We start from the raw sequence: 14,093 nt of genomic DNA on the forward strand, positions 1-14,093 counted from the left end.
CTACTCCCGGCGGGGTATTAGGTAGTAGTGGTTTTTATGTATGAGTAGCTCTGCCTCCACGCCCTCCCGCAGCTCGCCCTCGACTCTCAGCCCGCTCCTGGGTATCTCGAGGTACTCGTAGCCTCCGTCGAGGTACTGGAGGTGCACCCAGCCCGGCTCCAGCGCCACCACCATGACGCGGCGGTGGTCGTCGAGCCTAGGCTCGCTTAGGAGCCTCCAGGCGTCCTCCACTGTTAGGCGGTGGAGCCTGCGGCCGCCAAGCCTGCGGATGAGCACGTAGCCCTTGTCTATCTCCTCTACCCTAGCTAGCTCGCCCTGGTACTCGACTATGTTGCCTGGCTTGAAGAATGGGAGGCGGACGGAGAGGGTTAGCCTCGATACCCTGCGGCCGTCGTTCCTCCTCCCCACAACCTTGTGGCTCTCCTTGACTCGGGCCGCGAGCTTGCTGCGCAGCTTCGCCGCTAGGGCGCGGGCCGCGTTCTGGTCGAGCAGCTTGAGGTCTATCCCCTCCCTCAGCTCGTCCACCGAGAGTATAGCATCCGCTATGTAGTCGTCGAGCTCGCTCATAACATCCTCTACCGCTTCTCGCTCCTCCTCGCTGAGCCGGCCGCCGGGGCCCCTTACCTGCACTATCGCCGCGGGGGAGCCGGCCGCCTTCTGGAAGCAGACGGGGCAGAGCTGCTTCCTGACGACAATGGGCACGGTGTAGACTACCGAGACCTCCTCGTCGACTCCCCTGAGCCGGCCGGCCGCCCTCACGACCGCCCTGCCCGTCTCGTAGTCTATACTGGCCTCCTCGACCCGATAGTACTCGGTGTGCTCCGAGGGCCGGAAGCTGGCCTGAAAGAGGAGGGCTGCCACCTCCTCTAGCCCCCCGCCGGGCGGGGGGAGCCACCTGCCCTGGTACCGGTAGCTCCCGCACCTGGGGCAGACTACTATGCTCAGCCGCTCCGGCGGCTTCCCGAGCCCGTGGAGCTCGAGGTAGCAGCTGGGGCAGAGCCTCCCGTCTACCAGCCTATCCACCTCTCGGCCGCAGCGGATGCACATAGGCATGCCGGCGTCACGCCTCCCCCGTTATCCCGGGGCGCCTGGCTGTTCCCACAGAGGCCCCCTGGGGAGGAGCCCTCGGGGCACCCAGGTATCTAGCCTCCGGCCGGCTAGCCGCGCGGTATAGAGGGGAGCCCTCAGGGTTTGTTCCAGCCGGGGCTTGGAGGAGCTTGCCCGGCGGCAGCTGCCCCGTTGTATTTACAGCCGAGAGGATCTACACCGGGTTCAAGCCGACCAGGTATGTGGAGGCGCTGGCTCTACACGGGGGGAGGGTGGTCTACGCGGGCTACGCCGCCGAGGCCGCCCGGGTGGCGAGGGAGATAGCGGGCGCCACGGGCTGCGGCCGCCCGCGGGTCATGGAGGCCGGCGGCGTAGCCCTGCCCGGGTTCGTGGACGCCCACCTCCACGTGGCGGGGCTGGGAGCTGCCAAGTACTCAATAGACCTCACCGACGTGGAGTCTATGGAGGAGCTGCTGGAGAAGGTGGCGAGGGAGGCCGGGAGGTTCACCGGCTGGGTGCTGGGCAGGGGCTGGGACCAGGAGAGGCTCGGGGGCTGGCCGACCCGCTACGAGCTGGACGAGGCCGTCGGGGATAAGCCCGTGGTCCTCCTCCGCGTCTGCGGCCACGCAGCCGCGCTCAACACGCGAGCCATGAAGCTGCTGGGGCTCCTCGACTCCGACAGCCCGCTGGTGGACAGGGGCTGCGACGGCAAGCCTACGGGGATAGTGTTCGAGGAGCTCGCCGCCAAGGCGTACCGGGAGGCGGTGAGGAGCATTGACCCGGTCCAGCTGGTGCTCGAAGGAGCTAGCGAGGCGCTGCGCAACGGCGTAACCATGGCAGGCGCCATGGACGTTGACGCCCACGGGTTCCAGGGCCTCGTCTTGGCGTGGAGGCTCGGGCTCCTGGCCATCAGGCTCCGCGTCTACCTCTCCAGCGAGCTGTTCACCCAGCTCGACCGGGTCGGGGCGGTCCCAGCACTGGGCGACGAGATGCTCCGCGTAGCAGGGGTCAAGGCCTACATGGACGGGAGCCTCGGGGCCAGGACCGCATGGCTCCGGGAGCCCTACAGCGATGACCCCGGAGCCCGGGGAAGGAGGCTCCTCTCAGCCGGGGAGCTAGCCAGGCTCGCGGAGAGGGCTAGACGCTGGGGCCTAGACCTGGCGGTCCACGCTATAGGCGACGCCGCCGTCGAGGAGGCGCTGAGGGGCATGGCTGCGGCGGGCTGCAGGTGCAGGATAGAGCACGCCAGCCTCGCGCCCCCGGATCTCATAGAGCGGATGGCCTCGCTGGGCGTCAGGGCGGCAGTGCAGCCCAGGTTCCTGGCGAGCGACTACTGGGCTGCCGAGAGGCTGGGCCCCCGGAGGGCCAGGTGGCTCTACCCGTTCCGCAGCATGCTCTCCGCCGGGGTAGCCCTGGGCTTCTCCAGCGACGCACCGGTGGAGCCCGTTAACCCGCTCGAGGGGGTGCATGCAGCCGTCACCAGGGGCAGCCTGGCCGAGTACAGCAGGGAGGAGGCGCTCGACGTGGAGACCGCGCTCCACCTCTACACGGCGGGCTCCGCCATGGTGCTCGGCGAGACCAGGGCGGGGTGCCTGGAGCCCGGCTGCTACGCCGACATAGCTGTCCTGGACCGCGACCCCCTCGAGGTGGATGTGGAGGAGCTGCCCGGGCTGAGGGTTGAGGAGACCCTGGTGGCGGGAGAGCTGGCTTGGAGCCGGAGGTAGCCTGCCGCCTCTTCGCCCGCGCCTGCTCGGCCGCCGTGGCAGTGGACGCTGCGGTGCCGAGGCCGGGGCTCACGAGCTTCCAGCGGCCCCGTAGAGACCTGGACCCCCTAGCATTCGCGGGGCTCACGGGCCTCGCCTACGAGGCCTGCCTCTGCAGCTGCCTCGCAGCCGCCGCGGGCGAGCTGGGCGCCTGGCCGGGCTGCTGGCTAGCCGCCGTCGAGGACATGGCGGCTGCCTGGGGGAACCCGGGGCTCGGGAGCCTCTTCCTGCTCACCCTCCAGGCCGCCGGCCTGGGCTACGCCGAGGCGCGGGGGAGGAGGAGCCTAGAGGCCGTGATGGCGTCGACGGGACTCGCCGTGGACGCCGGCGGGGTGGAGGCTGCAGCAGCCTTCTACCGGGGGCTCCAGCTGGCCTCGCCGAGCTACCTGGCCCGCATCTCCTGGAGCGGGCTCCCCGAGGTGGACGGCAGGCTCTCCATAATGGAGGTGTGGGAGAAGAGGGTGACGCTCAGGGAGCTGCTGGAGAAGGCCTCCCTCTACGACCCGGTCTCCAGGGACGCTGCGGGGATGATGAGGCTCAGCCTGGGCATGGCGTTGCCTACGCTGCTAGAGGAGGAATGTCTCGGCCGGGGGGTGAGGAGGGCAACCTACCTGCTGGCAGGCCTGGAGGGCGATCTCCTGGTCTCGAGGAAGTCCGGCCGGGTGACCCGGGAGCTGTGGCTACGGGCCGCGCGGGGCGACCCCGGGGCGGAGGAGGAGCTGTGGCGGCTCCTAGCCGGGGCCGGGCCCGGCTCTGCCGCCGACCTGGTGGTGAATGCTGTGGCGAGGCTCATCTACGAGTATCTCTCCGGTCTCCGGCCCCGGCCGAGGCTTCACTGCGGCTTCCGGTCTCCACCCTGATCCTCCCCTTCTCCGCCGCCAGGAGGATCCTGTAGGCCGCAGCGGTCATCGCTGAGGCTAGGCTGCGCAGCGCGTTCTCAAGCTCCTCAGGGTCGCGGCGGGCCTTCGCCTTGTTGGCCCACTCGAGGTAGCTCCTAACCCTGGGCTCCACGAGGGTGAGGAGAGGGGTATCGCCGGCGAGCCTGCTAGCCCTCTCAGCCGCGTCCACCAGGCGGCCCTCCTGCTCCGCCGCCCGGAGCGCCATCACGCCAGTGTAGCTGCCCGCGAGGAGGCGGATGAACATGTTCCGCTGCTCCTGCCCGTAGTAGGCTACGCGGAGCCCCTGGCTGAGCAGCCGGTCCAGGTGCTTAAGGGCCATCCTTGCCAGCTGGGCGGAGGAGTCTAGCCCAATGCCGCCACGGTAGCTGTCAACCTCCATCCGCTCTCCATCGTAGCTAGCCACCGCCGCGACCGACACGGTCTTGCCGTCGGCCTCCAGGGTCTCGTACACTGCCGCCACCGCTCCTATGCCGTGGCTCTTCGAGGGCCTCGGATGCTCGACAACAACACCCCCAGCCCGGACGGCCCGGGAGCCGGCAACAACCCTGGCCGCGTGGGCTGCTAGCTCGCGGAGCCTCTCGACAGGGACCTCACCCCTCATCACCCTCACCGCAGAGGATGGGTCGATGGCGGCCAGGAGGGGGACCGTTATGCCCGGGTAGTCGAAGCGCTCCACCTTCTCCGCCACCTCCATCCAGTCGAGGGACTCGAGCAGACCTGCCGCCTCCTGCTCCCAGAGGTGGATCAGCTTAACCGGCCCGACGGAGACCACCCTGTATCTTATCAGGCCTAGGGGGATGGCGTAGCCGGGGTCGAGGCGGAGGTAGACTAGGAGGGCTGCCAGGCCGAGGCGGAGGTCCTCTGAGGAGATCACGCCGGGAGCCTCAAAGACATAGCCATAGGTGTAGTCCCGGTACCTGCCGGCCACCGGGGCGTTCAGCTCCAGCGAGGCGACCTCGTGGTAGACCCTCACCATCCCGCCGGCCCGGCCGGCGAGGCGCGGGCGGCGGCTCTCGACCAGCCACTCGACCTCTACGGGCTCCTCTACAAGCTCTCCGAAGCCGCCCGTTGGGGCGGAGACGTTGAGAACGGCCACGGTGAATATCCTGCCATAGCGGAGGTCGTTGTTAAACTCCGGCCTCTCGCCCCAGGCCCTCTTGAGGTCCTCATACCTCGCCAGGGCTCGAGCCAGCCAGTCGTGCTCCTCCACCGCCTCCTCGGGGGGCTGCTCGTAGATCCTCAGCTCTCTGGGCTCAACCCGCACCACTATGGACTCGCTGACCGGGTCATAGGTGCCGGGCTGGTACTTCTCCACCACGTCCCGATGGGAGACCTCCTCGTTCCGCAGCACCGTCTCCTTGCCAGCCCTCACCAAGACCTTGCGGTAGCCGTATGGAGGGCCGTGCTCGTAGAAGCCCAGGTCGTTCCAGAATGCCCATCCCTTGCGGCTGAGGGTGAGCCTGCCACCGCTCAGCGACTGGTACTCCTCCACGAGGCCTAGCTCACAGAGGAGCCTCTCCTCCCCGGGCTCGACGGGAAGGCCGCGGAGAAGCTTCCACATGGCGCTGAATATCCTGGCGTAGGCATTCGACGGGTTTATGTAGAGCTTCTCGAGGGGCAGGCTAAGCCACTGCTTCAGCGCCGAGCCCCCGGCCTCCAGCAGCTTCCGGTCCCATAGCCCGGAGGGCACCACCACAGTCTCGGTGACCCCCAGCTCGCGGCGCCTCCCCTTCCTCCCCTCCCTCTGCATGAACTCCCTGAGATCGCTAGGCAGCCCGACATGAACTACGCGCTTAACACTCCCAATGTCTATGCCCTGGGCGAGCGTGCGCACCGTTATTATCATGGCTATCTTGCCTCTCCGCGCCGCCTCCTCGAGCGCCTCACGCCTCTGCTTCGGCACCAGGTGGTGGTGGACCCCGACGAGCCTCTGTTTCTCCGCCGGAAGCCTCTCTATCAGCCTCCGGTAGAGCCGCTCAGCCATCCTGATGCTCCTGGTGAAGACCAGGGTCACCGTGCCGGGCTCCGAGGCCTCGAGGACGGCCTGGAGCACCTCCACCGGGTCAAGGCCGGGCCTGGGGGGCCGGAGGCCTATCGCTTCTAGGGCCTCGTAGACCTCGTACAAGTGCTCGCGGAACTCCTCCTCGTTGTGGAGCATGTCGAGTATCCAGGGGGCCCGGGAGGCTATTACGCTCGAGTACGCGCGTATGTAGTCCCGGAGCGCCTCGACCCCCTTGCCTATAACGACTATCATCCTGTTAGGGGTCTTGAACGGCTTGCCCTCGATAACCCTCGTCTCCCTGCCGGTGATCCTGGTCAGCAGGGAGGCCAGCTCTCCCGGGTTGCCCAGGGTGGCAGAGAGCACCACCACCCTCGGGGGCTTGGAGGCCAGATGCCTGGAGACAAGTTCCACTATGGCTAGGAGTAGGTGGGCGCCGCGGGGCCCGTAGAAGTCTAGCTCGTCGAACACCAGGAGGTCCACGTGGGAGAGGTAGTCCTCCAGCAGGGCCCGGTTGGGGTGGACCGCGAGCCTCTTCATCTCTGCAAGGAGGAAGGCCGGGTTAGTTACAACAATCCGCGCGGAGGCCAGCAGCCTTAGCAGCTCCTCGCCCCGGCGCCCCCTTCTCTCGAGGCTCGGCCGGTCTATCCTCACCACCGCCCCGGGGAGCCCGGCGGCGGCGTAGTAGCTCTCGAGTCTCCTAATCTGGTCGGCGGCGAGGGCCAGGGTGGGGTAGACCGCTAGAACCCGCCAGCCCTCCCGGAGCGCCGCCAGGGCCCAGGCCTCAGTCTTGCCGGAGCCCGTCCTCGCTGTGAGCACCACGTTCATCCCGGAGGAGAGGGCCTCCACGGCCTCCAGCTGGTGCCTGTAGAGGCGGAGCCCCGCCTTCTCATGGCCCCGGAGGGAGGGGGCCACGTCGGCGAAGGTCTTGCCGGCCTGCTCAGGCTCCTCGCCGGGCTCCTCCCAGACCAGTATCTCGTAGCCCAGGCTCCTCAGCGCCGCCGCCACCCTGGAGCCTGCCATCCCTCACCCCTTCGCGCCCCGGCATACAGCCTGGATGGCCCTCCTGGGGTTAAAGGACGCTGAGCCTCGGCCAGGATGCTCAGGGGCTGCGGGTGCGGGCCTGCAGCATGTTCAGCGGCGGGAAGGACAGCACCTACGCGCTTCACTGGGCGGTGCTCCACGGCTTCCAGGTCTGCTGCCTGGTGACCCTTAGACCGAGGCTGGGCTGGGCGAGCATGCTGTTCCACTATCCTGGCGTGGAGCTCACCAGGCTCCAGGCAGAGGCTCTGGAGCTGCCTCTGGTCGAGGGCGAGGCCGGGGAGGACGAAGAGGCGGGGCTTGTGGAGGTGCTGCGTAGGGCCCGTGGACGGGGCTGCGAGGCGGTGGTTGCCGGGGCTCTGCTGAGCGACTACCAGAGGCTGAGGTTTGCAGCCGCCGCCGAGGAGGTGGGGCTCCGCATCTTTACGCCGCTCTGGAGGATAAACCAGGTAGAGTACATGAGGAGCCTGGTGCGCGAGGGCTTCAAGGTGATGGTGGTGAGCGTTCAGGCCTACGGGCTCCCTGGGAGCCTCGTTGGAAGAGTTCTCGACGAGGAGACGGTGGAGGAGATAATAGAGAGAGCGAGGCGCTACGGCTTTAACCCGGCCTTCGAGGGCGGGGAAGCGGAGACACTAGTCCTTGATGCTCCACTTTTCCGAAAACAGCTTAGAGTTGAGGGCGTCGTAGAGCGGCTTGGACCAGACCACTATTTCTATAAGATCACCCGTGCATGGCTTGTCCCTAAGCATGGGGTCCCTGGCGGCTAGCACCCGGAGGCTGAGGCAGGCCAGCCCGCCTAGCAGCCTCCAGAGCGGCTCCACGAGCAGCGGGAGCCCCACGACTGTGGCGGCAGCGGCGTAGAGCCCGGGGCTCACCGGGGCGATGGGAGCCTCCTTCTCCACCACCTGCTGGGCTTCAGGCATCGCCTGCAGCACCCAGTCCAGGAGCTGGCCCAGCCACTCGATAGAGCCCTTGGCCACTAGCGCCGCGGCGGGCGGCGCCACTATCGAGGCGAGGGCCCCCGTCAAGGGGTCGAAGAGGGGTCGGGGCGCCGGCTCCTCAGCCTCCCCGGCGCGCTCCAGCAAGATGCCCGCGAGCCTGTAGACGTAGGACGAGGAGAGGTAGGAGACCGTGCCGGCCGAGGCCCCGGCGGCGAGCCATAGCGCCAGCGCGGGGCCGGGCAGGCCCAGCGCGAGGAGCGCTAGCGAGGAAGCGAAGAGCACCGCTGCGGCTAGCGCGGCTGCCCTGCTAAGCCGTCTCGCCAGGTCTAGGGGGGCTAGGAGCCGCCCGTGCACGCCTCAGCACCGCCGCTGGCACCGGTTTCCACGAGTACACTGCGGTGCTGCAAAACCTCTCCTCGCGGTATTTAAGCGGGGTCCCGGCTCCGCAGCCCCTGGAGGCGAGGCTGTAGAGTACACCCCGTAGCTCGGCAAGCTTGTCGCGGAGCCTAACCAGGGAGGTGTAGGTGGAATAGACGCTCCCCGGGCTCACGCGCTCCCCGCTGCTTGCCGCCTCAGCCAGCTCGCCTACAGACTTCTCCACGAGCTCCAGAAGGGCCATAGCCTCGTCTAGGAGGCGTAGGGCCTCGTCCGCCTCGCCGCGGCTCATAGCCCAGCACCGGGCCTAGGCGAGGAGAGCTTAATACCCTTCATCTTCTCCATGTGCAGGGCCAGCGCCTCGAGCAGGGGCCGGAGTAGCCTCTCGATGCTGTCTAGCACCTTTTTGCGCAGCTCCTCCGACTCCTCCTCTAGATACGAGGAGCCCCTCTCGATTCCCTTGGGGAGGCTCGACTCGATGACGAGAACCGAGGCTGACATCAGCCTCCTGCTCATGGACACCGTGAATAGCGACGCGGTGTCCATGTCTAGGGCGAGGGCTATCTTGCCGTAGAGCCGGGCGCCCTGCTCCAGCAGCTGTTCATTGAGGTAGAACGTGTCAAGGCTCCAGACCACCCCCGCCACTGTCTTTATGTCGTGGATCTCGAGCGACTGCTGTATATGGCGGAGCAGCGTATAGTCGGGTATGGCCGGCACCTCCATTGGCGCGTAGGTCTTCGAAACCCCGTCGCCCTTTATCGCCGCCGTGGCCAGTACAACGCTACCGATACCCAGGCTGGGCGATATGGCGAGCCCGGTATCCAGGTGGAGCAGCACCCGGGCGCCGAGCCTCGACAGCTCCTCTATGAGTATAGCGAGGGCCGAGGGCCCCACGGGCCTCAGCGCCACCGAGAGCCGGGCACGGTGGATGCTCCCCGTCGCCAGCCTGAAGCCGGGCCTCCCAGGCCTCTCCACAACATCGTGGAGGAGGCTTACAGCATGCTCATAGACCTCTTCAAGGCTAGTTACAAGCACATGAGTTGACACGTCACCCTTGCCAGCCTTGGTGAAGGGCTGAATCCTGGGCAACACCTTGGCACCCTAGATAGCGAACCTTCCCCCGCCATCCAAGCGTAGCGGGCACCAGACTCGTAGGGGTTAATCAATGCTCTACCCTAAGCCCGGAGGGCAGACATCGGGGATGTACGGGAGCGCGCCACCCCCGAGCGCGGCGGCCCGGGGGGAGGGGGGTAAGTCTTAAAGCTAATCATAGCTGTGCCCCCCTCCCCCGGTGAGCACTATGGAGACGACGCCCGTTATCAAGCCAAGGCCTCAGCCAGCGCCGGGCGAGCCCAGGGTCTACGGCAAGCATGTCTACGGCAACCTCTACGAGTGCGACCGCGAAGTGCTGAGCAACGAGGAGAGGCTACGCCAGATAGTGGTCAACGCCGCCAAGCTGGGCAACATGACCCTGCTGGATGTGAGGAGCTGGAAAATAGGCGAGGGCGTCAGCGTGGTCGCGATAGTGCTGGAGAGCCATATAACAATACACACCTGGCCCGAGTACTCGTTCGCAACCGTAGATGTTTACAGCTGCGGCAAGCACACCGACCCGGAGAAGGCCTTCAACTACATAGCTGCTGCGCTGCGTGCTAAGCGCATCGAGAAGAAGGTCACAGAGAGGCACCTAGAATAGGAGTTCCCAGCGCTAATACCTCCAGAGTTTTTAGCTGGTAAGGCCCCCTACTCCTCGCAGCTCTCTACACCGCTCCGACGCCAACAACCCTTCTCAGCGCCTCCGAGGCCTTAAGCGCCGCATCCGCGCCTATAAGTAGGTGCTCGCCTCCATCAACGACCAGCCTGCCCCCCGAAACCACTGTCTCGACTCTAGGCCTAGAGGCGGTAAGGCTCCAGGGCCTTGCAGCCCTGGGCTCGGGTAGCCAGCCGGGCGGCTCAGAGGCGTCCACCACCACGAGGTGGGCGGGGGCGCCGTAGACCCGGTAGCCCGGGTCCAGGACTCCATGGATCCCCTTGGCCAGCGTCTTGTACGCGTCGAGACGGCCCCGGCTCATTAGGCTCCAGGGGCTCGCCTCGTGGGGGTAGAGGGGCTCCAGCCTCAGCTGCCCAGCGCCCGGCGCCTCCAGCACACCGTTATCCATCCTATAGACTACCTCGGCCTTCTCGGGCACGCCTTCTGGAGGCTCCGGGCCGCAGAGCGCGACGCCAACGCGCACCTTGCTCCTGTCTATCCCGCGGGCCTCGAGGCCTCTAAGGGCCTCCTCGAAGCTCCTCCGGGGCGTCAGGCTACAGCCCTGGGGATAGAGGACGGCGCCCTCAAGCCCCGAGTCGATTATCGCCCTGGCCACTGCCTCCAGGTGGGGGTCTATGGCTATCACCCTGGTGTAGCCGTGGAGGGCGAGGTCGTAGGCCGCCATGAGGGCCGCGTAGTAGGCCTCGCGCTCCCCCAGCTGCGCCACCCTGGAAGCCACGCTGCTCCAGGGATACTCCCGGGGCTCGACACCGTCGAGCTGGCTGCGGAAGGGGTAGAGCTCGAGGTAGACTGGGGGAGAGGCGAACCCCGGGTAGACTATCCTCCCGGGCCCCCCGGCCACTAGTTCAGCGGCCTGCATCTCCTCCGGCGGCTCCCCCTCCCCGATGCCGTCTACACCGCCTCCTGAGAGGCGGATATAGCCCGGGCCGTGAGCCACGCCGTCCTCGTCAAAGTAGTAGATGTCGTGGAAGAGGATGCGGAGAGGCAAGCCGCTGCTCCACCTCTAGGTCGTGCGTGGCGAGGCTCAACCGGGGGGTGCCGTGCAGCCACGGGGGATAGAAGGCTGGCGCCCCCGGGGCGGCGGCTAGTCGGGGCACACCCAGTCGGAGACGACACGTATCCTTGAGGGGCCGCAGATAGCCATGCACGCAAGGCAGACGGTACAGAGCCCCGGCTCTACGACAACGCGGCCCGCGTCGAAGCGTAGCGCGTCGGTGGGGCAGACGCTGCTGCATTCCTCGGGGTCGAGGTCGCCGAGGACCTCTATACTCCGGGCCACTATGGTGCAGGGCTTCTCCGGTCTACGCCTCCACGCCATAGCGCGGCGCCCAGCGCTGGGCAGGGGATGCCTGTGTACCCGAGGTCGGACCCGGCGCCATATCACCCCGGGAGCCGGGGGTCATCTCGTCCGCCGGGCCACCACCCCGGGAGAGCTGGGTGTAATGGTGCTCCGCTGTTAACTCTTGCTGGCCCCGGCCAGCTCGGCCTCGACAAGGCTCACCATGGGCTTCAGCTTCTCGACCATAGTGCTCCAGGAGCTCCTCGGCGGGTTCATGTTGAGCGAGAGCGGGGTCACCGCTATAGCGTTCTCCACATGGACCACGTATACATCGGAGCCGGGCTCCGGCTCCACTAGTGTGCCGTAAAGCCAGTAGTACTTCCTACCGCGGGGGTCGTAGAGGACGCTCACCTTCTGCAGGAACTTTATCCTAGCAGCCGGCGCTATCTTGACCCTGGTCTCCCTGGTCACCCTCCGGGGGAAGTTGACGCTGATAATGTCGGCGCCCTCGGGGATCCCGTTATCCAGCACCCATAGGACTATGCGGCGTATAATCTTCTTGATGTTCTCCCAGGTCTCCCTGTCCTCCTCGAGCTGGCTGGCCTCGTCCACGTTGGCTGAGAAGGCTAGGCCTGGTATGCCGAGTAGTGCGGCCTGGGCGGCTGCACCTATGGTTCCCGACGAGAGTATGACCTGTATACTCGTGTTATCGCCTATATTGACCCCGGAGACTACTATGTCGAGATGGGGGGAGAACTCCTCTATAGCCAGGTATATCACGTCGCTGGGTGTGCCGTTAGTCATGTAGACGTCTACGTCGCTCCAAAGCCTCACTCTGGTTATCCGCAAGGGCTTGTGGAGCGTTATGCCAAGCCCGCTGGCGCTCTTAGGGGTCTCGGGTGCGAGGACGTAGGCTTTCCCTATATCCTTTACAGCCTCATATAGCAGTCTGAGCCCTGGGCTGTAGACGCCATCGTCGTTAGTTACCAGTATCTTAGGCGTGCTCCCCGCCACTACGGTCACACCCGGAAGGCTCCTTAGCGAAAAGGTGCCCTGTAAAGGAGGCTGGCCTAGGGTGGCGCCCCCTTAGCTCCCGCGGAGGTTCCAGGGCTTGCCATGGCGGACTATCTTCTCGGGGAGCCGGTCCTGGTACTTGCGGAGGAAGCGTAGGTCCTCCTCCCTCTTCCGCAGGTTGTCGGGAAGCATCCTGGGTATCTCATCTATTATCGGGTACCAGCGGCCGCAGTTGGGACAGTAGAGGACGCCGGTAACGACCTCGACCTTCAAGCACTCGGCGCAGGGGGCTGCAGAGCCGACCTCCTCTATCTTCTTGCCTACGGGGGTCTGGAGCCGGTAGCAGTAGAGCTCGCAGAGCGGCGGCTTGAAGCGCTCAAGCAGCTTCCTTATCTCCTGCTCCCTCTCCGGGTACGTCCTCTCCTCTATCACGTAGAGCTCCAGGGGGAAGTGCTTACACATAGGGCATGCTGCGAGGTCCATGAACCGGTACTTCATCCCGCTGCCAGCCTCCTCGCCTTCTCCACGAGGCTCTCGGCAAGCTCTTTAGCCCTATCTGGGCTCCTCGCCTCCACCATTACCCTTAGCACCGGCTCGGTGCCGCTGGGGCGGACGAGGAACCAGTAGTCGTCCGCATCAACCCTCAACCCGTCTATGGTCAGCACGCGGTAGCCGGGCTTGCCGCTGTACTCCTGCCTCAGCGCCTCCACAACCCTGACTGCCTTCTCCCTCGGCATCGGCACCTTGGTCTTCACAGCGTAGTAGCGGGGCAGCTCGCCGTAGAGCTGGGAAGCCCGGACACTCCTCCGGGCGAGCATCTCGAGGAAGAGGGCCAGCGTCATGCCGCCGTCGCGGGCCAGGAGGTGGGGAGGGTAGATGAAGCCGCCGTTATCCTCGAAGCCGGCGAGCCCGCCCTCCTCGAGGAGCCGGTAGCTTATGTTTACGGAGCCCACAGGGGTCCAGGCAACCTCTATCCCCCGGGGCTTGAGGTAGTCCTCCACAAGCCTGCTGCTGGAGACCGCTGTGTAGATCCTTTTGGGCGTGTCCAGGAGCTTTTCCTCGGCTATGTAGGCTGAGAGCAGTGCCCCGGTGCGGTCGCCCCACCAGGCCTCCCCCTTCTCATCCACGATTATCGCGCGGTCGCCGTCGCCGTCGTGGCCGACTCCCAGGTCGAGGCCCAGCGCTGTGACCGTCCTCGCCGCCTCCGCCAGGCTGCTGGGCGTCGGCTCGGGCTCCCGGTAGGGGATAGGGCTTAGATCGCAGGCTATTGTATAGGCTTTGACGCCGAGCCTCCGCAGTATCCTGGGCGTGGTGAGCGATGAGACGTTATTAGCGCAGTCGACTAGGACGCGGAAGCCCCTACTCCTTATCAGGGTCTTGTCTACCCGGTCCACCACCGCCTCCACGTAGATGTCTAGCACGCGGGGCTCGACCGTGGTGTCGTGCACCGCGCGGCTCCAGGGCACCCGGCGGAGCCGCTGCTCGAAGAAGATCTCCTCTATCTGCCTCTCGGTCTCCCGGTCCACCTCTATGCCCATTGGACCTATAACCTTGATGCCGTTGTACTGGGGCGGGTTATGGCTAGCAGTAACCATTACGCCCAGGTCGTAGCCCAGCTCCTTCACAGCATACTGGACCGCAGGGGTCGGGGCGAAGCCCCCGTCAGCCACCACGTGGACGCGGGCGCCGGAGGAGAGGAGGCCCGCGGCGACAGCATGGAGTATCATGTCGCCGCCTGCTCTCGCGTCGCGGCCGAGGAGCACGTGGACCCCTTCGCCGAAGTGGCTGGCTATGGCGGAGCCGAGGCGTAGAGCCAGCTCGGGGGTGAGCTGCTCGTTCACAACCCCTCGGACGCCGTCAGTGCCGAAGAGCCTGCCCAGGATGCAGACACCTCCCGGCCACCTGCTTCTCCTGCACGTCTAGCTGCGAGGAGGAGGACTAAGATTTCTAGCCGCCCTGAGCCC

At 66.3% G+C, this 14,093-nt stretch carries 13 protein-coding genes; 4 read left to right on the forward strand and 9 right to left on the reverse strand.

What is annotated here, in order from left to right; translation table 11 throughout:
• Window positions 1-1,053, reverse strand: a complete 1,053-nt coding sequence (locus ACZ42Y_RS04380) for a 60S ribosomal export protein NMD3 (RefSeq protein WP_083494544.1) — start codon at window positions 1,051-1,053, stop codon at window positions 1-3.
• 164 nt (window positions 1,054-1,217) lie between these two features.
• On the opposite strand from ACZ42Y_RS04380, the gene ACZ42Y_RS04385 reads away from it, so the two are divergent.
• The gene (locus ACZ42Y_RS04385; RefSeq protein WP_058371090.1) at window positions 1,218-2,771 is read left to right on the forward strand and encodes an amidohydrolase; all 1,554 of its coding nucleotides are present in this window, start codon (window positions 1,218-1,220) and stop codon (window positions 2,769-2,771) included.
• The gene (locus ACZ42Y_RS04390; RefSeq protein WP_058371089.1) at window positions 2,756-3,670 is read left to right on the forward strand and encodes a triphosphoribosyl-dephospho-CoA synthase; all 915 of its coding nucleotides are present in this window, start codon (window positions 2,756-2,758) and stop codon (window positions 3,668-3,670) included. Before ACZ42Y_RS04385 ends, ACZ42Y_RS04390 begins: the two co-directional genes overlap by 16 nt.
• On the opposite strand, the gene ACZ42Y_RS04395 is transcribed toward ACZ42Y_RS04390, so the two are convergent.
• Complete coding sequence (locus ACZ42Y_RS04395) at window positions 3,600-6,731, reverse strand: DEAD/DEAH box helicase (RefSeq protein WP_058371088.1); 3,132 nt, start codon at window positions 6,729-6,731, stop codon at window positions 3,600-3,602. The two genes, ACZ42Y_RS04390 and ACZ42Y_RS04395, sit on opposite strands and share 71 nt — an antisense overlap.
• Before the next feature lie 92 nt (window positions 6,732-6,823).
• Between ACZ42Y_RS04395 and ACZ42Y_RS04400 the strand changes: the two genes are divergently transcribed.
• Entirely contained in the window at window positions 6,824-7,516 is a 693-nt protein-coding gene (locus ACZ42Y_RS04400; RefSeq protein WP_058371087.1) for a diphthine--ammonia ligase, read from the forward strand.
• Between the two features lie 481 nt (window positions 7,517-7,997).
• Here the strand turns inward: ACZ42Y_RS04400 and ACZ42Y_RS04405 are convergent, their stop codons facing one another.
• Complete coding sequence (locus tag ACZ42Y_RS04405; protein WP_464735168.1) at window positions 7,998-8,357, reverse strand: hypothetical protein; 360 nt, start codon at window positions 8,355-8,357, stop codon at window positions 7,998-8,000.
• Window positions 8,354-9,154, reverse strand: a complete 801-nt coding sequence (locus tag ACZ42Y_RS04410) for a nucleoside phosphorylase (protein ID WP_058371085.1) — start codon at window positions 9,152-9,154, stop codon at window positions 8,354-8,356. The genes ACZ42Y_RS04405 and ACZ42Y_RS04410 overlap by 4 nt, the downstream gene beginning before the upstream one ends.
• Window positions 9,155-9,365: 211 nt before the next feature.
• Here ACZ42Y_RS04410 and speD point away from each other — a divergent pair, with 211 nt between their 5' ends.
• Window positions 9,366-9,761 (forward strand): adenosylmethionine decarboxylase, encoded by a 396-nt coding sequence (gene speD / locus ACZ42Y_RS04415; RefSeq protein ID WP_058371439.1) that lies wholly within the window; start codon window positions 9,366-9,368, stop codon window positions 9,759-9,761.
• 64 nt (window positions 9,762-9,825) lie between these two features.
• Here the strand turns inward: speD and ACZ42Y_RS04420 are convergent, their stop codons facing one another.
• The 5 genes from ACZ42Y_RS04420 to glmM form a co-directional block, all read right to left on the reverse strand.
• A complete protein-coding gene (locus ACZ42Y_RS04420) occupies window positions 9,826-10,824 on the reverse strand; it encodes a hypothetical protein (RefSeq protein ID WP_058371084.1) in 999 nt (332 codons plus the stop codon).
• A 96-nt stretch (window positions 10,825-10,920) separates the two neighbouring features.
• Entirely contained in the window at window positions 10,921-11,154 is a 234-nt protein-coding gene (locus ACZ42Y_RS04425) for a hypothetical protein (protein WP_058371083.1), read from the reverse strand.
• A 138-nt stretch (window positions 11,155-11,292) separates the two neighbouring features.
• Window positions 11,293-12,138, reverse strand: a complete 846-nt coding sequence (gene surE / locus ACZ42Y_RS04430) for a 5'/3'-nucleotidase SurE (RefSeq protein ID WP_236698165.1) — start codon at window positions 12,136-12,138, stop codon at window positions 11,293-11,295.
• Between the two features lie 63 nt (window positions 12,139-12,201).
• Window positions 12,202-12,627 (reverse strand): Trm112 family protein, encoded by a 426-nt coding sequence (locus ACZ42Y_RS04435; RefSeq protein ID WP_464735169.1) that lies wholly within the window; start codon window positions 12,625-12,627, stop codon window positions 12,202-12,204.
• Window positions 12,624-14,012 carry a phosphoglucosamine mutase gene (gene glmM / locus ACZ42Y_RS04440; protein WP_464735784.1) on the reverse strand — a complete coding sequence of 463 codons (1,389 nt, stop codon included), beginning with the start codon at window positions 14,010-14,012 and terminating at the stop codon, window positions 12,624-12,626. Before glmM ends, ACZ42Y_RS04435 begins: the two co-directional genes overlap by 4 nt.
• Window positions 14,013-14,093 lie beyond the last annotated feature (81 nt).

It is taken from the genome of Pyrodictium brockii (assembly GCF_055379715.1).

Bases quoted from the DNA above. Each gene is read 5' to 3' on its own strand.
- ACZ42Y_RS04380 (WP_083494544.1), bottom strand. From the start codon at position 1,053: ATGCCTATGTGCATCCGCTGCGGCCGAGAGGTGGATAGGCTGGTAGAC.
- ACZ42Y_RS04395 (WP_058371088.1), bottom strand. From the start codon at position 6,731: ATGGCAGGCTCCAGGGTGGCGGCGGCGCTGAGGAGCCTGGGCTACGAG.
- speD (WP_058371439.1), top strand. From the start codon at position 9,366: ATGGAGACGACGCCCGTTATCAAGCCAAGGCCTCAGCCAGCGCCGGGC.
- ACZ42Y_RS04435 (WP_464735169.1), bottom strand. From the start codon at position 12,627: ATGAAGTACCGGTTCATGGACCTCGCAGCATGCCCTATGTGTAAGCAC.
- ACZ42Y_RS04405 (WP_464735168.1), bottom strand. From the start codon at position 8,357: ATGAGCCGCGGCGAGGCGGACGAGGCCCTACGCCTCCTAGACGAGGCT.
- ACZ42Y_RS04425 (WP_058371083.1), bottom strand. From the start codon at position 11,154: ATGGCGTGGAGGCGTAGACCGGAGAAGCCCTGCACCATAGTGGCCCGG.